At 71.5% G+C, this 18,847-nt stretch carries 20 protein-coding genes; 5 read left to right on the top strand and 15 right to left on the bottom strand.

From position 1 onward, the window contains the following. Positions 1-41: 41 nt before the first annotated feature. Positions 42-608, top strand: a complete 567-nt coding sequence (locus Raf01_RS40080) for a hypothetical protein (protein ID WP_203923350.1) — start codon at positions 42-44, stop codon at positions 606-608. 106 nt (positions 609-714) lie between these two features. Next, positions 715-1,626 (top strand): peptidylprolyl isomerase, encoded by a 912-nt coding sequence (locus Raf01_RS40075; RefSeq protein ID WP_203923349.1) that lies wholly within the window; start codon positions 715-717, stop codon positions 1,624-1,626. A gap of 102 nt (positions 1,627-1,728) precedes the next feature. Here the strand turns inward: Raf01_RS40075 and Raf01_RS40070 are convergent, their stop codons facing one another. From Raf01_RS40070 to Raf01_RS40030, 9 genes are all read right to left on the bottom strand, one after another. Continuing rightward, positions 1,729-1,920, bottom strand: a complete 192-nt coding sequence (locus Raf01_RS40070; RefSeq protein WP_203923348.1) for a hypothetical protein — start codon at positions 1,918-1,920, stop codon at positions 1,729-1,731. Positions 1,921-2,096: 176 nt separating this feature from the next. Continuing rightward, positions 2,097-2,357, bottom strand: a complete 261-nt coding sequence (locus Raf01_RS40065; RefSeq protein WP_203923347.1) for a hypothetical protein — start codon at positions 2,355-2,357, stop codon at positions 2,097-2,099. A 118-nt stretch (positions 2,358-2,475) separates the two neighbouring features. Continuing rightward, positions 2,476-2,727 (bottom strand): hypothetical protein, encoded by a 252-nt coding sequence (locus Raf01_RS40060; protein WP_203923346.1) that lies wholly within the window; start codon positions 2,725-2,727, stop codon positions 2,476-2,478. After that, positions 2,727-3,302, bottom strand: coding sequence for an HAD domain-containing protein (locus tag Raf01_RS40055; RefSeq protein ID WP_203923345.1), 576 nt, complete (start codon positions 3,300-3,302; stop codon positions 2,727-2,729). Before Raf01_RS40055 ends, Raf01_RS40060 begins: the two co-directional genes overlap by 1 nt. A gap of 86 nt (positions 3,303-3,388) precedes the next feature. Further along, the gene (locus Raf01_RS40050; RefSeq protein ID WP_203923344.1) at positions 3,389-3,715 is read right to left on the bottom strand and encodes a plasmid stabilization protein; all 327 of its coding nucleotides are present in this window, start codon (positions 3,713-3,715) and stop codon (positions 3,389-3,391) included. Then, a complete protein-coding gene (locus Raf01_RS40045; RefSeq protein ID WP_203923343.1) occupies positions 3,684-6,710 on the bottom strand; it encodes an FAD-binding and (Fe-S)-binding domain-containing protein in 3,027 nt (1,008 codons plus the stop codon). The genes Raf01_RS40050 and Raf01_RS40045 overlap by 32 nt, the downstream gene beginning before the upstream one ends. Further along, the gene (locus Raf01_RS40040; protein ID WP_203923342.1) at positions 6,710-8,479 is read right to left on the bottom strand and encodes a thiamine pyrophosphate-dependent enzyme; all 1,770 of its coding nucleotides are present in this window, start codon (positions 8,477-8,479) and stop codon (positions 6,710-6,712) included. The genes Raf01_RS40045 and Raf01_RS40040 overlap by 1 nt, the downstream gene beginning before the upstream one ends. 100 nt (positions 8,480-8,579) lie before the next feature. Beyond that, a complete protein-coding gene (locus Raf01_RS40035; RefSeq protein ID WP_203923341.1) occupies positions 8,580-9,431 on the bottom strand; it encodes an oxidoreductase in 852 nt (283 codons plus the stop codon). A gap of 107 nt (positions 9,432-9,538) precedes the next feature. Then, positions 9,539-11,146: a hypothetical protein gene (locus tag Raf01_RS40030; RefSeq protein ID WP_203923340.1), complete on the bottom strand. Its 1,608-nt coding sequence runs from the start codon at positions 11,144-11,146 to the stop codon at positions 9,539-9,541. A 131-nt stretch (positions 11,147-11,277) separates the two neighbouring features. Between Raf01_RS40030 and Raf01_RS40025 the strand changes: the two genes are divergently transcribed. After that, positions 11,278-11,643 (top strand): YciI family protein, encoded by a 366-nt coding sequence (locus tag Raf01_RS40025; protein ID WP_203923339.1) that lies wholly within the window; start codon positions 11,278-11,280, stop codon positions 11,641-11,643. 15 nt (positions 11,644-11,658) lie between these two features. On the opposite strand, the gene Raf01_RS40020 is transcribed toward Raf01_RS40025, so the two are convergent. From Raf01_RS40020 to Raf01_RS39995, 6 genes are all read right to left on the bottom strand, one after another. Further along, on the bottom strand, positions 11,659-12,885 hold the full coding sequence (locus Raf01_RS40020; protein WP_203923338.1) for a low temperature requirement protein A: 1,227 nt from the start codon (positions 12,883-12,885) through the stop codon (positions 11,659-11,661). A 185-nt stretch (positions 12,886-13,070) separates the two neighbouring features. Further along, positions 13,071-13,871, bottom strand: a complete 801-nt coding sequence (locus Raf01_RS40015; RefSeq protein WP_203923337.1) for a phosphotransferase — start codon at positions 13,869-13,871, stop codon at positions 13,071-13,073. Between the two features lie 76 nt (positions 13,872-13,947). Beyond that, positions 13,948-14,319 carry an acyl-CoA thioesterase gene (locus tag Raf01_RS40010; protein WP_203923336.1) on the bottom strand — a complete coding sequence of 124 codons (372 nt, stop codon included), beginning with the start codon at positions 14,317-14,319 and terminating at the stop codon, positions 13,948-13,950. A gap of 49 nt (positions 14,320-14,368) precedes the next feature. Next, positions 14,369-14,641: a hypothetical protein gene (locus Raf01_RS40005; RefSeq protein WP_203923335.1), complete on the bottom strand. Its 273-nt coding sequence runs from the start codon at positions 14,639-14,641 to the stop codon at positions 14,369-14,371. Next, on the bottom strand, positions 14,628-15,305 hold the full coding sequence (locus Raf01_RS40000) for an HAD family hydrolase (protein WP_203923334.1): 678 nt from the start codon (positions 15,303-15,305) through the stop codon (positions 14,628-14,630). The genes Raf01_RS40005 and Raf01_RS40000 overlap by 14 nt, the downstream gene beginning before the upstream one ends. A gap of 90 nt (positions 15,306-15,395) precedes the next feature. Next, positions 15,396-16,844 carry an alpha/beta hydrolase family protein gene (locus tag Raf01_RS39995; RefSeq protein ID WP_203923333.1) on the bottom strand — a complete coding sequence of 483 codons (1,449 nt, stop codon included), beginning with the start codon at positions 16,842-16,844 and terminating at the stop codon, positions 15,396-15,398. Positions 16,845-16,982: 138 nt separating this feature from the next. On the opposite strand from Raf01_RS39995, the gene Raf01_RS39990 reads away from it, so the two are divergent. Both Raf01_RS39990 and Raf01_RS39985 read left to right on the top strand, forming a co-directional pair. Beyond that, positions 16,983-18,221, top strand: a complete 1,239-nt coding sequence (locus Raf01_RS39990) for a sensor histidine kinase (RefSeq protein WP_239134331.1) — start codon at positions 16,983-16,985, stop codon at positions 18,219-18,221. Further along, positions 18,209-18,847, top strand: coding sequence for a response regulator (locus Raf01_RS39985; protein ID WP_203923332.1), 639 nt, complete (start codon positions 18,209-18,211; stop codon positions 18,845-18,847). The genes Raf01_RS39990 and Raf01_RS39985 overlap by 13 nt, the downstream gene beginning before the upstream one ends.

The raw sequence follows: 18,847 nt of genomic DNA, 5'->3' as shown, positions 1-18,847 counted from the left end.
CGTGACGTCGCGTCAGCGCGTTCACGAGAGGCTGGAAAGCAGTGGAACCCGACCCCACCGGAGCCGTCCTGGCCGCCACGCCGACCAGCGGTCCGGCGAGCACCCTGCCGGCGGTGCTCACCGTCGCCATCCTGTTGCTGGTTCTGCTCACCCGGATCCGTGGCCGCGAGCTGAGCCCCGGCAGGGTCCTGACTCTCCCGCTGATTCTCGTCGCCCTCGGTCTGGGCTCCACCGTCCCGCAACTGTCCATGACGAGGCTGCACACGATCGACGCGGTGGTGCTCGCCGTCGACGTGCTGATCTCGCTCGGGCTGGGCGGCGTCCGCGGATTCACCGTGCTGCTCTACCCCAACGGCGGCAGGATCTGGTACCGCTACGGGCCGCTGACCGTCGCCTTGTGGTTCCTGTCGATCGCCCTGCGGGCCGGCCTCGCCGCCGCCGGCGCGCAGCTGGGCGCGACCGCGCTCGTCACGACGGCCAGCGTCCTGCTCATGTTCGGCCTGACCCTTGCGACCCAGAACGTCATCCTGATCGGCCGCCTCCACGGGCAGCAGGGCCAGGTCGCCGACCGGTCGGGCGAACCCGCGGAAAGCGGTGCGCCGTCGTAGCCGGAAGCCGGACGACCGCGGCGTCCCGTTCCTTCGTACGTGGCGCCAGGCTTTTCGGTACCGGCAGCGGATCCCGGGTCTCGCGCACCGCACCTAACCTGGCGCCATGGTTCCCGAATCCTCGGACGCCGGAGCCGGTGACCCGTCCGGCGAGTCCGGACGCGACACCCTCGGCAGCGGTCGGGCCCGGGGCTTCGCGCTGCGTCTCGTCGGGCTGGCCGCGGCGATCCTCATCCTCGCCGGCGCGGGAGTGTGGGCGATCGAGCGCACCCGGCACACCCCGGCACCGGCCGCGCACGCCGCCCGGTTGCTCCCGTCCGATGCGGCGACACCATCCCTCGCGTCCTGCGAGTGGGTGCCTTACCACAACCCGGACGCCGACCTGACGGACGTCGGTACGCCCCCGACCGCCGTGCCGGCCGCCGGCACCGCGGTCATGACAATCACGACGAATCTCGGTGTCATCCGGATCTCCATGGATCCGCGCATTACGCCGTGCGCGGTCGCCAATTTCGTCTACCTGGCCGGCAAACACTTCTTCGATCACAGTTCGTGCCACCGGCTGCTGGACGTGCCGAACATCGGCCTGCTCCAGTGCGGTGATCCGACCGGCTCCAGCACCGGCGGTCCCATGTACCAGTTCCCCGACGAGAAGCGCAGCGCGCCGGTCATGCTCCCATCGGCGCCGCTGATGTCGTACCGGCTCGTCTCGCCCGACGCGTCCGACGACCCGTACGTCGTGATGCCGTCGGTGGCGCCGCCGCCGGAGACGACGTACGCGCCCGGTGTCGTGGCGATGGCCAACCAGGGTCCCGACACGAACGGCAGCCAGTTCTTCATGGTGTACCGCGCCAGCCGACTGGAGGACAGCTACGAACGGTTCGGCACGGTCACCGAGGGCCTGGACATCCTGACGACGGTGGCGCGCGGCGGCGACGACGGCGCGTACGGGCAGGTCGGCGGCGGCCACCCGAAGGTACAGCTCACCTTTCAGACCGTGACCGTCCACTCGGGATGAAGAGCCGACCGTCGGACACCGCCGTCATCCGGGCCGCGCTCCCCAGATGAGTGAGCCGGCGGCGGTGACCGGCGCGGATGGCCGTCCCTGTCCGCCGCTCCCTCAGATGGTGAACGTCTCGATCCCGAACGGGCCGTAGACGCCTGGGTCGCTCGTCATCACCAGCAGACCTTGCGGCCGCAATGGGCCAACGCGCGCAACCTCGATCGCATGCGCGAACCGCCAGTCGACTCCGTCCGCGATCAGCCTCGCGGTGAAACCGACGGCCGCCAGACCGAGGTCCACGATGTCCACTCGGTGCAGCGACCCGACATGGTCGGCAATCGGTGGATCATCTGCCGCGGCTCCGAGCAGACTCAATGCCGGCACGACGAACCGCCCATCCGTCTGCGGTGCCGTAGCGATGGCCCGCGAGACGCTCTGGTTCCCGCGAATCGCGAGCAGCGCCGTGTAGTCCAGGACTACCGCCGTCATTTCCCGGCGCCGGGCCTGTCAGCGACCGACTGCCAGAACGCCCGCCCAGCGTCGAGGTCACCATCGGACAACTCGACCCCGAAGCCCTCCCGCAAGACCGCAAGGTTTTCCTCCAGCTGAGCAGCGCGCTCCGCGGCCGTCGGCTCCGCGTTCGCCAGCGCCTCGACCAGATCCCGGATGGTCGTCGACCGTTCCCGCGCCAGCACTGCCAACCTGTCGCGCACCCCGGCCGGCACCTTGATCGTCGTGTCACTCATGCCCGGAAGTATACCGCTGGTATACTTGTAGCTCCAGGCCGTCGTCGCGGGACAGTCACGTTCACTGTCCGGCCAGTCCGGGGATGGTCCACGCAGCCTCACCCGTCCCGCTCCGGCGTCAGGCCGGAGGTGGGTTGCGATGGCGCCTCGCGTGGGCTGACAAGGCTGACGAGGCGAGGATGAACGGCCCGAACGTCGCCGGAAAGCCGTTACGGCCGGCGTTCCAGGCCCAGATCGTCATCGCGGCGAGCACAACCAGGCCGGTCGGCACCTGCCACACCCAATGCCTGGGGAAGGGCCAGCGTACCGCCATCACCGCGATCCCCACGCCCAGCGCGAAACCGCCGATGATGCCGATCGCCGCGGTCATCATGCTTCCCCGAGGCGGCCGGCGCCCGTCGCGTCGAAGTCCTCGCCGCGAACCCCTGCGTCACGGCCCGCCGGAAGGTCGTGAAGCCAGTCGTCGAGTGCGGCGAAGTCGGCGTCGGTGAGGCCGACCGCCGTGTCGACGCGGTAGAGCAGAGCCTGTCCCCGGTGATGGGCCGCGACCCACGCCCGGTCGAGGTCGCTGATCTCGTCGTCGACCCAGACGAAGGGTCGGCCCGCCGCGGTCTCGACCAGGATCGGCGTCTTCCAGTGCACCGCGCCGACCTCGTCCTCCTCCGGCGCGTCCGGCAGGTCGGCCACCGGCAACTCCGGGAGGCCGAGCAGCGGGGCGATCACCTCGTTGGCGTCGTGCATCCACGCGGTGGCCCACACCAGATCGCAGGGCAGAGCCAGCAATCGCGGACCGTGCCCGGGCACCAGCTTGGCCAGCTGTGGATTGGAGAAGTCCTGCCACTGGTCCCACTGTTCGAGGGTCGACGGACGCGGTGCTCCGCCGCACGGCAGGAGCGTTCCGTCGACGTCCAGGAAGAGCAGTGGGCGCGGCGCGGGTTCGCTCATGGCGGCATGGTATCGGCCGGCGTCCGCCCGCGGGTGACGGCGGGTCATACCCCGGCACGGTCGCGCCGGGGCACACTGCCTGCCGCCTACCGGCCCACGGCCTTTTCCAGCTGCGCCTTCGACATCTGGGAGCGGCCCTTGATGTTGCGGCGCTTCGCCTCCTCGTAGAGCTGGTCGCGGGTACGCCCGCCGGACCCGGAGTGCGACCGCAGCCCACCCCGGCGGCTCGACGACATGTCCTGTGTGGACGAACGGCTCGCGGTCCTCGACTCGCCCGAGCGGGCGCGTTCCTTGTTCACCGTGCGCGCCGCGATCTCCTCGGCCACGTCCTCGGACCGGCCGCGCTGCCTCGCGCTGTCCTTCACGTGTTCGTACTGGCGCTCACGCTTGGCGCTCCACTGTTGCTGGGGCATCTCGACTCTCCTCTCGCTGCCTGCCTGTCGCGGACCAACCGGGCCGCTGTGCGCCCACCGCGGCGGCGAGCACCTCGGCCAGGTGCCGTGGCCGGCGCCAGGTGCCCGCCTCGTGAATCTGGGTACGGCAGGAAAAGCCGTCGGCCAGGATCAGGGTGTCCGGATCGGCGTCCCGGACCTCCGGGAGCAGTACCCGTTCGGCACAGGCCAGCGACACGTCCCGGTGCTCCGGAGTCATGCCGAAGTCGCCGGCCAGGCCGCAGCATCCGGAATCGAGCACCCGCGCGTCGAGCCCGATGCGCTCCATGACCCGCCGGTCCGCCTGGTTTCCGAGGGTGGCGTGCTGGTGGCAGTGGGTCTGCACGATCGCCTGGGTCGCACCACCGGTCAGCTCCGGAAGTCGAGGGGCGAAGTCCGGCGCGTCCTCGTCGAGCAGTTCGGCGAGCGTCCTGGTCTGCTGGCGCAGCCGTACCGCGTCCAGGTCTCCGGCGCCCAGCAGGTTGACCGCGTCCTCGCGCAGCACCGAGGTGCAGCTGGGTTCCAGGCCGACCACCGGCAGCCCGTCGCGCAGCATCGGTGCCAGCGTGCGCAGGCTTCGCCGGAGCACTCTCTTCGCGATGTCGAGCTGTCCCGTCGAGATCCAGGTCAGTCCACAGCAGACGGTGTCCTGCGGTACCACGACCCGGTAGCCGGCCGCCTCCAGCACGGTGACCGCCGCCGCCGGGATCCCGGGATCGAACGAGTTGCTGAACGTGTCCGGCCACAACACGACCCGGCCGCGCTTGCCGCTGCCCCGGCTGCCCCGGCGGCGGAACGCGTCGGTGAACCGGCGCGGCGCGAAGCGCGGCACGTCGCGTTGCGGGTCGACGCCGGCCGCGCGCTTGGCCAGGCGGCCGAGGCCGGGGGCGTGGGTGGCCAGGTTGGCCGCCCACGGCGCGGGTGCGGCGAGCCGGGCCCACAGCGGGAGCCAACCCAACGAGTAGTGCGCCCGCGGGCGGATCCGGCCAGTGTAGTGGTGGGCGAGGAATTCGGCCTTGTACGTGGCCATGTCCACGCTGACCGGGCAGTCGCTCTTGCAACCCTTGCAGGCCAGGCACAGGTCGAGCGCCTCGTGGACCTCCCGGCTGCGCCACCCGTCGCGGATCGTCTCGCCGCGCATCATCTCGAACAGCAGCCGCATCCTGCCCCGGGTGGAGTGCTGCTCCTCCCGGGTGACCTGGTAGCTGGGGCACATGACGCCGGCATCGCTGTCGTGTCGGCGGCAGGCGCCGACGCCGAAGCACCGGGTCGGTACGCCGGCGAACCCGCCGTCGTCCGGGTATTCGAAATGGGTACGTTGCACCGGCGGCGCGTAGTCGGTACCCAGTCGCAATTGCCCGTCCAACGGGTTGGGGTCGATCACCTTGCCGGGGTTCATCCGCCCGGCCGGGTCGAAGATGGCCTTGAACCGGCCGAACGCGCGCACCAGGTCCTCGCCGTACATGATGGGCAGCAGTTCGCCGCGGGCCTGCCCGTCGCCGTGCTCACCGGACAGCGAACCGCCGTACGTGACGACCAGGTGCGCGGCCCGGGTGACGAACGACCGGAAGTCGGCGATGCCTGCCGCGGTGACCAGATCGAACGGGATGCTGGTGTGCACGCAACCGTGGCCGAAGTGCCCGTACAGCGACGCCGCGCCGTACCCGTACTCGTCGAGCAGCTTGCCCAGGTCGCGCAGGTAGTCCCCGACGCGCTCGGGCGGCACCGCGGAGTCCTCCCAGCCGGGCCAGGTGTCGGCCATTCCGGGTACCCGCGCCGTGGCGCCCAGCGCCGCCTCCCGCACCGAGTCCAGCTCGGCCTGGTGCTCCGGGTCGGCCAGCAGCCGGTGCGTGCGCAGGCCGCCGTCCTTGTCCAGGGCGTCGCGCAGTTCTTCGGCCCGCGTCCGGGCCTCTTCGTCGGACTCGCCGGTCAGCTTGACCATGAGCCACGCGCCGGCCGGCGGCAGTTCGTGCAGCGCCACGGTGTTCATCCGGCGGTCCCGCTCGTACTCGATGAGCTTGTTGTCCAGCCCTTCCAGGATGTACGGGTGGTGCTCGTTGACCAGCGGCACCCGGTCGGCGGCGGAAGCGATGTCGTCGTAGCCGGCCAGCAGCAGCGCCACGTGGGTCGGTTCGGGCAGCAGGTCCAGCTCGGCGCGCAGGATCGTCACACAGGTCGACTCGGAGCCGACCAGCGCGCGGGCCAGGTTGAATCCGTTCTCCGGCAACAGATCGGGCAGGTTGTACCCGGAGATGCGCCGCGGCAGCTGGGGGTAGCCGGTGCGGATCTGCCCGAGGTACGCGTCCCGCAGGTCGTGGACCTGCCGGTAGATCTCCGCCCGCCGGCCGCCCTCGTCCAGGATCCGTTGGTACTCTTCGTCGCTGGTCGGGCCGACCCACATCCGTACCCCGTCGTAGGTCAGCACCTCCATCCGCCGCACGTTCGCGGCGGTGGTGCCGCTCCACTGGGCTGTCGACCCGCAGGAGTTGTTGCCCAGCATCCCGCCGATCGTGCAGTGGTCGTGGGTGGCCGGCTTAGGGCCGAACACCAGACCGTGCGGCCGGGTCGCCTTGTTCAGCTCGTCGAGGACGATGCCGGCCTGGACCACCGCCGTGCGGTGTTCGGCGTCGACGGATTCGACGGCGTTGACGTACTTGGCCAGGTCCAGCATCACCGCGACGTTGGTGCACTGGCCGCCGAGGCTCGTGCCGCCGCCGCGGGAGAAGACCGGCGCGTCGTACCGGCGGCAGACCTCGACCGCGGCCACCACGTCGTCGATGTCGCGGGGAATCACCACCCCGATCGGCACCTGCCGGTAGTTGGACGCGTCGGTGGAGTACACCGCCCGGCTACCCGGGTCGAACCGCACCTCGCCCCGCACCGCCTCGCGCAGCGCCTCGGACAGCTCGAACGGCTGCTCTCCCCCGGCCTCGCTCGGTTTGCGCGCCCGCGGAATCGGCAGCGTGACGACCGTCATCAGCGATCCTTCAGCTGCTGGACTCGGTCCTTGAACAGGGTGGTGGCGATGGCCGCCTTGTGCGGCTGGCCGCGCAGGAATGCCCCGGCGAACTTCTTGGCCTGCTCGTAGGTGACCTTCCCGGGCATCGGCGGCTCGTTCGGATCCACCATCACGTCCACCAGCGCCGGCCCGTCCGTCGCGAAGGCGGTACGCAACGCGTCGGGCAGATCGCCCGCCTTCTCCACCCGCACCCCGTACCCGCCGGCTGACCGTGCCCAGCCGGCATAGTCCGGCTGCGGGTCACCGAAGCGCACTCCGTGCTCCGGGTAGCCCAGTACCATCTGTTCCCACAGGATCTGGCCCAGGCCCGCGTTGTTGTTGATGACCACCTTGATCGGCAGCCCGTGCCACACCGCGGTGTGGAACTCCGCCATCAGCATGGCGAAGCCACCGTCGCCGATGAACGCCACCACCTGCCGGTCCGGGTACGCGTGCTGGATCCCGATCGCGTACGGCAGCCCGGGCGCCATCGTGGCGAGGTTGCCGGACAGGTAGAACTCCCGCCTGGCCCGGATATTCCAGTGCCGGGCGGCCCACGTCGCGATGGTTCCCGAGTCACAGGTCAGCACCGAGTCGTCGGTGCACAACTCGTCCAGCAGGTGGGCCAGGTACTGCGGCGCGATCGGGTCGCGGTCGGGGGACTCCAGGGCGGCCATCTTCGACCGCCAGTCGCTCATCTTGTCCTGGTACTTCTTCAGGTGCGAGCGGTCGTCCCGGGTGCGCAGCAGCGGCAGCAGGTCGGTGAGGCTGGCCCCGACGTCGCCGACCAGCGGCACGTCGGTCGGCATCCGGGAACCGATGCGGGCGGCGTCCGTGTCGATCTGCACGACCGCGACCTTGCCGGGCTCCGGCAGGTGCTTGGTGTAGGGGAAGTTGGTGCCGAGCATCAGCAACGTGTCGATGTCGTCGACCAGTTCGGCGCTCGGCGCGGTACCCAGCAGGCCGAGACCGCCGGTGGCGAACGGCGAGTCGTCGGGGATGACCATCTTGCCGGACAGCGTCTTGATGACCGGTGCGCCGAGCACCTCGGCGACCCGCTCCACCAGCGGACCGGCACCCCGGGCACCGATCCCGGCGAGGATCGCGATCCGCTCGCCACGGTTGAGGACCCGGGCGGCGGCGTTCAGGTCGTCGTCGCGCGGGCGCACCGGCGGAGACAGGTACACCGGCGACGTGGCCGGGGCGTGCGCCGGAGCGACGGTCGGCCACGGATTCTTGCCGGCGTCGGCGACCTGGATGTCGTTGGGGATGGTCAGGTGCGCCACACCCCGGCGGGCGTACGCGGTGCGTACGGCCAGATCCACCAGCCCGGGAAGCTGCGCGGGGTTGGTGACCATCTCGTTGTACTCCGCGACGTCCTCGTACAGCCGGTCCAGGTGGACCTCCTGCTGGTACCCGGTGCCCAGCACGCTGGTCTCCTGCATGCCCGTGATGGCCAGCACCGGCGCGTGGTCCAACTTGGCGTCGTACAGGCCGTTGGCCAGGTGGATACCGCCCGGCCCCGAGGTGGCCAGGCACACACCGACCCGGCCGGTCGCCTTGGCGTACGCGGTAGCCATGAACGCCGCGGCCTCTTCGTGATGCACCAGAACAAAGCGGACCTTGCCCTGATTGCGCCGCAGCCCTTCCATGATGCCGTTGATACCGTCGCCGGGCAGCCCGAAGACCGTGTCCACACCCCACTCGGCGAGCCGGGCGATCAGAGCTTCAGAAACGATCGCAGTCATAGCGTCGGGTACCCGACGCTATGACCCACCAATCATGGCCAATGCGATCGAACTCTCACATCCCGTCGCCCGACTCCCGGGCGCGTCCCCCACCGGGGGATCAGGACGCGAACGCGGTCGAGCGGGCGAGGTGGTCCCAGGCGTCAAGGTCGCGGCGCTGCCCGTCGAGCTTGGCGCGGATTGCTTCGGCCGCCTCTCCGCCGAGCGCGAGCCGCAACGGCGGCTGGTCGGCGTCGACCGCCTCGATGATGGCCTCGGCGACCCGTACCGGGTCGTTGGGCTGGTTGCCGGCCAGCTGTGCGAACAGGCGCAGGGCCTCACCGACGCTGTCGTCGTAGTCCTCGATCTCCGGTGACTTCGCGCTCGCGCCGCCCGCGAAGTCGGTGCGCACCGGGCCGGGCTCGACGATCGTGACCCGCACACCGAGGTGGGCAACCTCCTTGGCCAAGGCCTCACACATGCCCTCGACGGCGAACTTCGTGGCCGCGTAGGCGGTCTCGCCGGCGAGCATCGGTGCGACGCCCTCCAGCGAGGAGATCTGCACGATGTGTCCGGAGCGCTGCTGCCGCAGCTGCGGCAGCGCCGCGCGGGCGACGTTGAGCGAACCGAAGACGTTGGTCTCGAACTGCCGGCGCAGCTCGTCGTCGGGCAGTTCCTCGAGTGCGCCGAACAAGCCGTAGCCGGCGTTGTTGACGACGACATCGACCCGGCCGAAGGCCGCCACCGCGGCGGCCATCGCCGCGCGTGCCGCGGCGGGATCGGTCACGTCGCACTCCGCCGCGATGGCGCGGCCCGGGTAGCGCCGTTCGAACTCTCCGACGCGCTCGCGGTCACGGGCAGTCACGACGACCTGCTCCCCGCGCTCCAGCAGGGTCGTGGCGAGCGTGCCGCCGATCCCCGAGGAAGCGCCGGTGATCAGCCAGGTACGCGTGGTACGGGGCGATACATTCATGGCTCTTTCGCCTTCCCTCTCGGTCTTGCCCCTCGCGCCGGGTACCCGGAACCCACCGGGACAATGCGTGGCACCGGCGACCTGTCGCAAGAACCTCGACGGCCAGCTCAGGAAGCCTTGCTCGTCCAGACCGTGGCCCCCGCCGCGCCGCAGACCGCCACGCTGCCGTCGTCCCGCACCACGAGATACGTGCCGCCCTTGCCGGTGGTGTGGGTGCTCCACAGCGGCGTGCCGGCGCTGTCGGAGATGACCAGGTTGCCGTCGGCCTGCATCTTCGCGGAGGCTCCGGCATGGCCGTAGGTCGCGCTGCTCCAGACGACCTTGTTGGCCGCGTCGTAGAGCACCAGGTTGCCGTCGACCTGCTCCAGGAGCCGGTACTTGCCCTGCGGGGACTTGCGGGACTGGTTGGCGTGCAGCGATTGGCTGGCGGTCAGCTTGGAAACACCGTCGGTCGCGGTACCCCAGAGGGTCTTCGCCTTGCCGCTCACCACGGCGACGTTTCCATCGTTGCCCACCACCGCGGACACCCCGGTGTTGCCGGTGGTGGCCGAGGACCACAACGGCTTGCGGTCGCTGCTGTAGACGACCAGGTTGCCGTCGGCCTGCATCGCCGTGTACGCGCCGGGATTGCCGCCCGTCTGTGAGGTCCAGAGAGTCTGGTTGCTCGCGTTGGACACCACGAGGTCGCCCTGTGGCGACTGCACCAGCGTGTACCGCCCGTTCGGCGACGAGCGCTTCTGTCCGGCCAGCAGTCCCTGCCCGGTGTACAGCCGCGACAGTTCGGTCTTGCTCGACCAGACCGTGGTGTGATCGGCGCGGTAGACCGCGGCGCCGCCGTCGTCCTGGACCGCGAACGAGGCACCCAGCCCGCCGGTGGCCGTGTGCCAGAGCGCGCGGCCCGTCTTGGCGTACACGACGAGGTCGCCGTTGCTCTCGAAGCTGGCGTACGCCCCGGGGAATCCGAAGGTCTGGGACGACCAGAGCGGTCGCTTCGCCTGGTCGACCAGGACGAGATTGCCGTCCGTCTGTTGGACGAGCGTGTCCCGGCCACGGGGCGACCGCAGGGTCTGCCCGACGGTCAGCCGGTCGCCCGGCTTCAAGGTGGTACGGGCCGCCCCGGAGGCGGACGGCGACGGGCTGACCGATGCCGTCTGCTGCGCACCGGCGGCCGGGGCGGGCTCCCCCACCGTGGTGTCGGCGCTGCGACCGGCGCCACCGTTGCTGGCCGCCTCCGCGCCGTGGTCGCCGCCGGTACCGGCCAGCTTCACGGCGACGACACCGCCGGCCAGTACGGCCACCACGGCAGCGGCGGCCAGCGCCAGCCGACCCCGTCGAGGGCGGCGTACCGTGGCCAGCGGCTGGGTCGGCGAGTCCACCACCGGCGCGCCCGGCGACACCGGGGCCGGTCCCGGGCCGGACACCGGTGGCGCGGCGCGCGCGTGCGACAGAGTGGGCGACGCCGTCAGGTAGGGCGGCTGCGTCTCGATTCGGAGCTGGGTCTCGAATCGGGGCTGGGTCTCGAACCCGGTCGGGATGGAATCGGTCGGTGGCGACGGCTCCGGCGACATCTCGGGGTCCGCTGGTTCCGCGTCCGGGACCGCCGGTGGCCTCTGGCTCGGCGCGGCCGGCCAGGCGCGGCGGCCGGTGCCGGGCGAACCGGCGAACGGACCGGGGTCGGCGGAGGGCTGGCCGTATTGGTCACCGTACGACGTCACTCGACCGCCTCACCATCGTCGTGGCCGCGGGCGCTAAACACAGCCGGTAGCACCCCCGTGGCTTTCCGCCGCTCGGTAGGGTAGCGACGCCGCTCCTCCCGCTCAACCCCGAGATCGAAGGGAGATCCGTCATGGCCCAGTACGCGGTGCTGATCTATGCGAACGACTCCGCCCACGCCCCCGACTCGACGCCAGAGGATCGTGAGGACTGCGATCGGCACGCGGACGAGCTGACCGGCCGCAATGCGATGCTCGCCGCGTACGCGCTGACGCCCAGAGCCATGGCGACGTCGATTCGCGGCGACACGGTCACCGATGGGCCGTTCCTGGACTCCAAGGAGATCGTCGCGGGGTTCTACGTGATCGAGGCGCCGACCCTCGACGTGGCCGTGGCGATCGCGCGCACCAACCCCGTGGTGGATCAGGGCGGCGGCGTCGAGGTTCGGCCGATCCACAGTGGAGGGCCCGTCGAGCGCTCGGAAGAACCCGCCGGGTGACAGACCCGAACGCGCTCAGACCGATGTCACCTCGGCGACGTCGACCGCCGCCTCTCCCCGGCGGAACCGTTCCCAGAAGATCTGCCCGACGAGCAGCGCGGTGAGCAGGCCGAGCGCGACCAGCGCGGGCAGGAACCGGCCGGCCGGCAGCAGCACCGGCGCGGCGCAGGCGGCCACCACCTCCGCCCGCGGCACGGACCGGACCGTCAGGGCAAGGAACACGGCGCGCCCGCCTAGGAAGAGGGCAACCCCGCCGTACAGAGCCACCGCCGAGCCCCAGTCCAGCGACGCGCTGAGCAGTCCCGGCATCGGCTGCCGGTCCACCCGGATGAGCACCTGCTGCGAGCCGAGCGCGAAATAGATGACGCCAGCGATCATCGGGAAGTGCGCCAGGCTGTAGGCGCTGCTGGCGGCCTGGTTGCGTGTCTGGCCGGCCAACTTCTCCAGCGCCTTCGCGGCGGCCACGGCGGTGTCGTCGAAGTAGAGCCACCACAGGCACACCGTGGCGACGAACCCGAGGACCGCCGCCAGTAGCTCGGGCCAGCGGACGATCGCCGGAGCGGCATGGGCTCCCGCGGCGACGAGGGACTCGCCGAGTGCGATCATCACGACCAGGCCGTGACGTTCGCTGAAGTGGGCGGGGCTGCGCAGTTGCCAGCCGCTCAGCTTCGAGGCGAGATGCCCCCCGCCGTACTCGATCGCGAACACGGCAGCCCACAGGACGGTCTGCGCGACCCCGCCGAGCATCGCGCCGAGGATCAGCGGCACCCAGGACACGACGACCGCGATCTCGAAGATGCCGAGCGTCCGCCGCGACTGCCGACTGCCCGCGGACGCGTAGAAGAACAGGGCGAGGTGGAGGAACTGCAGGGCGATGTAGGCCAGTGCCAGGACGACCGCCGCGCTGGCCGCGCCACGATGGGTATGCCAGGAACCGGGAATGACCAGCGCGATCACGAAGATCGCGAGCATCGCGAGAAGGACACCGGCCCGAACCAGACCGACGTCGGCGCGGGCCCGGTTGCTCAGCCAGACGTACAGCGTCCAGGACATCCAGAGCAGCAGCAGGAGGACGAGCCCCCGAACCATGCTCACTGCGGCCGGCGGACTTCCCATGACCGCGATGACCCGGGTGAGCGCGAAGATGAACACCAGGTCGAAGAAGATCTCCGACATCGTCGCCCGGTGCCCGATCCTGGTCTTCACCGGTCGAGCCCGGAAGATGTTCGTTACCCGGGGCACTTCCCCATGATTGGGCATCCGGTGGTGCGGTACCGCCGCTTCGGGCGAGGTGTACGGATCCGGAGCGGGCCTCCGCTGGTCGGGCCGGGCTCTCCGGCGGTCGGCGACCGCGGCGGCTCACCGAGCGTGCCGGGGCGCGGCAGCGCGGGGCGCGCGTCCCCGACGCCCCGGGCCGGGCGATCCCGCTACGCCCGAACGGCGTTGTCGAGCAGAGACCGGTGGCGGATCATCCAGGAGGCCGCGCGGGCACGCCACGCCAGCGCCCACAGCGGCGACGGGTCGACGGACTCGGGCGTGACCCGAGCCTGGACCGCCTCGGCGGCACAGTTCCGGATCGCGACCTCGATCAGCCGGTCGACCAGGCCGCTCCGGTCGGCCCGGGGAAGCTCGTAGCCGTCGAGGAACAGCCGTAGCTGCCGCGCCCGGGCGGGCGGGTCGGGCAGGTTCTGGCGCTGCGCGACGTCATCGTCGTGCAGTTGGGCGTTCCACCAGGCGGTACCGGCGATCTCGTCGAGCCGGTCGGCCGGCCCGGCCAGTTCCCAGTCGATGAACGCGACCGGCTGTCCGTCCCGGGCGATGATGTTCCACGGTCCGGCGTCGCAGTGCGTGATCACCGACCCGGGCCCGTCATCGTGCATCCACCACGGATGCCAACGGGCGTCCGCCGGTGGCCGGAAGGAAGCGGTGGCGACGTGCAGGTCGCGCAGCATCCTGCCGACCCGCCACACGCTCTCGTCCGACCAGGCGTGCGGATGCACCAGGGAGCCCTCGACGTAGCTGAGCACCTGATTGCCGTCGGCGTCGATGCCATCGCCGATCACCGTGGGGCAGGCGGTGAAGCCGACCCGTTCGAGGTGGCGGAGCAGCGCGTGAACCGTGCCGGTCCAGGCCCCCGCGGGACGCCTGATGGTGTCGCCGCGACGGATGACCTGACTTGGCCCGCCGTCGGGGGCCGACAGTGGCTCGACGGACGATGGGTGGTCCACGAAAGTCTCCTCGTGTCAGTGGGATACGCGGAAAGCACGCTGGTCACCGCGCCGGCGGTCGCGGCCCGACCACCGATCACGCCAGCGCGGCGCGGACCCGCTCGGGTACGGGAGCCGGTGTCTTGCTGCCCGGCTCGACGTTCACGTACAGCAGCGTGGCGGTGAAGACCGGCCGGTCGCCGACGCTGCCGGTCACCGTCAGGTCGAAGGAGCTCCTCCCCCACCGGCTCACCGCCGGCACCAGGTCGAGCACCTCGCCCCGGCGGGCCGGAGACGACCACTCCACGGTCGCCTTCTTCACCATCACGTCGATCGCGTCCTCGCCGAGGGTGTCGGTGATCCAGCGGTCCACGGTCTCGTCGACATACACCAGGTAGTTCGCGTTGAACACCACACCCTGTACGTCGCACTCGTTGTACCGGACCCGGATCCGCACCGTGTAAGCCACGCCGCGGATGATAACGAGACCGGGTCGCCCGCACGGACTGCCGTCGCCCTCAGCCGTCCACGGGCGGCGTGAGTCCGTGACCGTCGAGAACCAGGAGCGCGGTCCTCACCGCCGGGACCAGCCCGCCATGCCGATCCCGGGCGAGTTGCTCGAGATCGCGTCGGGGCACCGCCTGGAGCAGCTCCCGAAGCCGGTCCGTCACGTCGGCGTCGCGATACACCGACCACCACTGCGCCGCATCGAGCAGGTCGACGACCGCCGACGCGTCGCCGCTCAGGCACTCTCGCGCGGCGGCGGGCGATTCGTGACTACCGCTGTTCACCCAGCGATTGGGGCAGCACCGCACCACGCTCCAGTTCCCGGCACAGCGCGGCCGGGTCGCGGTAGACCGCGATCGCCCCGGCCTCCTGAAGCTCCGCCCGGCTGGTGCCGCCGCACTCCACCGCGAGGCAGGGCACACCGGCACGGCCGGCGGCCTCGACGTCCCAGACCGAGTCGCCGAGGAACACCGCGTCGCTGGCCGCCGTACCGCTGCGTTCCAGTGCCACCTGGAGGATGTCGGGTGCGGGCTTGCTCGTGGAGGCGTCCGCCGCACTGGTCGCCGTGGTGATGACATCGTCGGCCGCCAGCACCTTCCGCAGCGCGGTCAGTTCGTCCGCCGACGCCGACGAGGCAAGGACGACGCCCAGCCCCCGCGCCGCGCAGGCACGCAGCGGATCGCCGGCGCCGGGCAGCGGCTGCAGCTGTGGCCAGTACGGCTGGTACAGCGAGGCATGGGCTGCCGTCAGCGCGCCGGACAGCTCCTCGTCCGGTTCCTCCCCGAGCAGGTACGGCAGCAGCCGGTCCGACCCCATGCCGACCGCCCGGTGGATCCGGGCCATCGGTACCGGACGACCGTGCGCGGCCAGCGCCTGCCACCACGTGACGGCGTGCAGGTACGTCGTGTCGACCAAGGTGCCGTCGACGTCGAACAGGACTGTTCCCATGACGACGGGTACCCACCCGCCACCACGGACAACCGCACGCCCCGCGCTTCGTCGCGGGGTGGCGATCCCCGCGACGAAGGCACCGGCGGGTCAGGGAACGAGCAGGCCCCAGTGGAGGGCCCAGGGGATGAACAGCAGGCCGGCCGCGAACAGAGCCACCTGGATCGGGCCGGCCGCGTTGCGGTGGTGACGACTGGTCTGGGTCGTCGCGCGGCGCCCGACGCGCCGAGCCAGACTGGTCGGACCGCGCCACCAGCCGACGGCGAGTGCCACGGTGGCGACGACTGTACCGGCGGCGAGCAGTTGCAAGACAAGCCACGGAACCGGTCGGCCGGCGAGCACCGGCCCGGTCACCTTGGCCGCGCTGGCGAGCATGAACAGCATGTAGAGCATGGTGCCGGCGATGGTGACCGGGCCGAGCACGGCCAGACAGCGCGCCGACCGGGGCGAGTGGCCGCGGGTACGGCGGCGGACCCGGCGGATCAGGCCGGCCACCGGGTACGCGACGAAGGCGACCAGCAGCACCGCGAGGATGGACAGCTGCGCCCACGCGCTGTCGTACCAGGCGGGTGGCGACAGCGTCGGCGCGACCCGGCCCGCGTCCGAGGCGAGGCTCTGCACCGCCGGTGGCTGGGTCGGGTTCCCGATCCAGGCCGCCTCGTAGTCCCCGTAGTCGGCGGGAAGGGTGGGCAGGCGGTCGAAGCCATCGTCCGCGGTGACGTGCAGATCGTGGTTGACCGCCGGGACGACCCGAGCAGTGTGGTGGGAGTTGCCGCCACCGCGCAGTGCCTCGCCGATCAGCTGGCGGCTGGCCGCGGGTACGGCGTCACGGTCGAGCTGGCCCCACTCGGTCAGCACCGGCTGACGTACTTGTCGCCACAGCGGCAGCGGGTCGAAGTCGGCCTCGGGAAACAGGTGGGCGCCGATGGCGCTGCGCATCGCCGTGCCCCGCATGGTGCGCACCAGCGATCCGCTGACTCCGGCGTGGCGCAGGTACTGCCCGTACTCCCAGGCGGTCTGCTCGGCCACGGTGGTCCCGACCGCGCCGACCGTGATGAGGAACGCGACGTCGGCGGAGCGGTTCGCGGCGATGGGAGCCACGAACGCCCCCTCGGACAGTGCCCACAGACCGACCCGGCCCGGGTCGGTATCCGGTCGCGAGCGCAGCAGCCGCACCCCGGCCAGCGCGTCGTCGGCCAGCACCGAGTAGTCCCGGTGCAGCAACGAGTACCCGACGGTGCGTTTGTCGTACACCAGCGTCACGATGCCGTGGCGGGCATACGCCCGGGCATCCGGCATGAGGTACCCGCGACCGCGATTGCCCGCGCCCTCCAGCATGACGATTCCCGGGTGCCGGCCGGTGCCGGAGGCCGGCGTGAGAACCGTTCCGTGCAGGACCACGCCGCCGCTGCCGGTGAACGATACCTCGGTGGCCGTCACGCCGTCGGGCGCGGCGCGAGCCGGATCCGCCGGTACCACCAACGCGCCCGCGACCACTGCCGTCAGCAGTGCCAGTAGTGCTGTGACGATGCGTCGCATCGCCTCTCCCCTCATCCGTCGCTGTGTCGGGACCGAGCCTCCTGGAGGCGCCACGCGGCCGGCCAGAGCGAGAGCACCCAGCCGGGTCGGGGTGCAGGCACCCTGTCGTGGCGCGAGTGCAGGGCCTACCGTCGTCGCATGAATCGAGGACGGGACCGGATGCGGGAACTGCGGTGGCTCGCTGCCGGCGCGGCCATCGGGGTACCGGCGCTCGCGCTGGTGGTCGTGGCCGTGGTGTCGGTGCCGGCGACCGTGGCCGCCGGGCTGGGCCTGGTGATGTTCGGCGCGGTGATGTGGTCGGCCCGCCAGCTCGCGACGGTGCAGCGCCGCCGCGCCGCAGCCGTACTGGACCGGCAGATCCCGGACCCGTATGCCGCGCTGCCCGCCGACCTGCCGGCCCGGTTCCGGGTCGCGTTGCGCGACCCCGGGACCTGGCGCGACCTCGCCTGGCTGCCGTGCCAGTTCTTCGTCGGGCTGGCCGGCCTCGTGCTCCCGGTCGCGCTGTGGCTGGGCGGGATCGAGTGCCTGATCGCCCCCGGACTGCGCGTCCTGTTGCCCGAGCCGACCGGGTTCGACCCGGCCGTGCTTGAACTGACCGGCCGGTCGGGTCCGTGGACCTGGGCGCTGGTACCGGCGGGTGTCGGGCTGGCGGCGATCGCGTACCGGCTGCCGCGGTACCTCATCCGCGCCCAGGCGTGGCTCGCGGCGGCGTTGCTGGGGCCCACGTCCGCGGCCGGCCTGGCCGCCCGGGTCGACCGGTTGACCGCCACCCGCGCGGCCACCGTGGACGCGTCCGCCACCGAGCTGCGCCGCATCGAACGCGACCTGCACGACGGCGCTCAGGCGCGACTCGTCGCACTGGCCATGCACCTGGGCGTGGCCGAGGACGTCATCGACGCCGATCCGACCGGTGCCAAGGCATTGCTGGCCGAGGCCCGGGCCGGTGCGGGTGCCGCCCTGACCGAACTGCGGGACCTGGTACGCGGCATCCATCCACCGGTGCTGGCCGACCGGGGCCTGGCCGCCGCTGTGGAGGCGCTGGCGCTGAGCAGCCCGGTTCCGGTCGAGCTCGACCTGCGGCTGGATCGGCGGCTGGCCGCCCCCGTCGAGTCCGCCGCCTACTTCGCGACCGCCGAGGCGCTGACCAACGCGATCCGGCACGGCGGCGGCGGGCGGGTACGGGTCTGTCTTGTGGACGCGGCCACGGTCCTGCGCGTCGTGGTCCGCGACGACGGCCGGGGCGGCGCCGACCCGTCCCTGGGCACCGGCCTGCTCGGCATCCGGCGCCGCCTGTCCGCGTTCGATGGGCGGCTGCGGATCTCCAGCCCGCCCGGTGGCCCCACAGTGCTGGACATGGAGCTGCCGTGCGCGTTCTGATCGCCGAGGATCAGGTGCTGCTGCGCGACGGGCTGACCCGGATGCTCGCCGCGTACGGTTTCGAGGTGGTGGCCACGGTGCCCGACGGCGACGGGCTCGCCGAGGAGTTGGTCGCGGTACGGCCGGACGTCGCGGTGGTCGACGTCCGGCTGCCTCCCACGTTCACCGACGAAGGACTGCGCGCCGCCGTCGCGGCCCGGCAGAGTGTGCCCGGCCTGCCGGTGTTGGTCCTGTCCCAGTACGTGGAGCGGCTCTACGCCCGGGAACTGATCGCCGACCGGGCCGGTGCGGTGGGCTACCTGCTCAAGGACCGGGTCGGCGACGTCCGCCAGTTCATCGGCGCACTGCGTCAGGTCGCCGCCGGCGCCACCGTGATGGACCCGGACGTCGTGGCGCAGTTGCTCCACCGCCACGACGCGCTGGCCGTGCTGACGCCACGGGAGCGGGAGGTGCTGCACCTCATGGCGGGCGGCCACTCCAACGCCGCGATCGCCGCCCGCCTGGTCATCACCGAGAAGTCGGTCAGCAACCTCATCAACGCGCTGTTCGCCAAGCTCGGGTTGGCCCCGTCGGGCGACCACCACCGCCGGGTACTCGCCGTGCTGACCTATCTCGACCACCGCTAG

The organism is Rugosimonospora africana (assembly GCF_016862975.1).
Classification (GTDB): Bacteria; Actinomycetota; Actinomycetes; order Mycobacteriales; family Micromonosporaceae; genus Rugosimonospora; species Rugosimonospora africana.
The sequence above is the reverse complement of the archived record's forward strand: the minus strand, read 5'-3'. Positions and strand labels throughout refer to the sequence as shown.

What these genes read in the sequence shown, in the direction of transcription:
- Raf01_RS40060 (WP_203923346.1), bottom strand. Translation starts at nt 2,727, where the DNA reads ATGACCGCGGCGATCGGCATCATCGGCGGTTTCGCGCTGGGCGTGGGG.
- Raf01_RS39995 (WP_203923333.1), bottom strand. Translation starts at nt 16,844, where the DNA reads ATGCGACGCATCGTCACAGCACTACTGGCACTGCTGACGGCAGTGGTC.
- Raf01_RS40040 (WP_203923342.1), bottom strand. Translation starts at nt 8,479, where the DNA reads ATGACTGCGATCGTTTCTGAAGCTCTGATCGCCCGGCTCGCCGAGTGG.
- Raf01_RS40065 (WP_203923347.1), bottom strand. Translation starts at nt 2,357, where the DNA reads ATGAGTGACACGACGATCAAGGTGCCGGCCGGGGTGCGCGACAGGTTG.
- Raf01_RS40000 (WP_203923334.1), bottom strand. Translation starts at nt 15,305, where the DNA reads ATGGGAACAGTCCTGTTCGACGTCGACGGCACCTTGGTCGACACGACG.
- Raf01_RS40035 (WP_203923341.1), bottom strand. Translation starts at nt 9,431, where the DNA reads ATGAATGTATCGCCCCGTACCACGCGTACCTGGCTGATCACCGGCGCT.
- Raf01_RS40025 (WP_203923339.1), top strand. Translation starts at nt 11,278, where the DNA reads ATGGCCCAGTACGCGGTGCTGATCTATGCGAACGACTCCGCCCACGCC.
- Raf01_RS40075 (WP_203923349.1), top strand. Translation starts at nt 715, where the DNA reads ATGGTTCCCGAATCCTCGGACGCCGGAGCCGGTGACCCGTCCGGCGAG.
- Raf01_RS40050 (WP_203923344.1), bottom strand. Translation starts at nt 3,715, where the DNA reads ATGCCCCAGCAACAGTGGAGCGCCAAGCGTGAGCGCCAGTACGAACAC.
- Raf01_RS40045 (WP_203923343.1), bottom strand. Translation starts at nt 6,710, where the DNA reads ATGACGGTCGTCACGCTGCCGATTCCGCGGGCGCGCAAACCGAGCGAG.
- Raf01_RS40055 (WP_203923345.1), bottom strand. Translation starts at nt 3,302, where the DNA reads ATGAGCGAACCCGCGCCGCGCCCACTGCTCTTCCTGGACGTCGACGGA.
- Raf01_RS39990 (WP_239134331.1), top strand. Translation starts at nt 16,983, where the DNA reads ATGAATCGAGGACGGGACCGGATGCGGGAACTGCGGTGGCTCGCTGCC.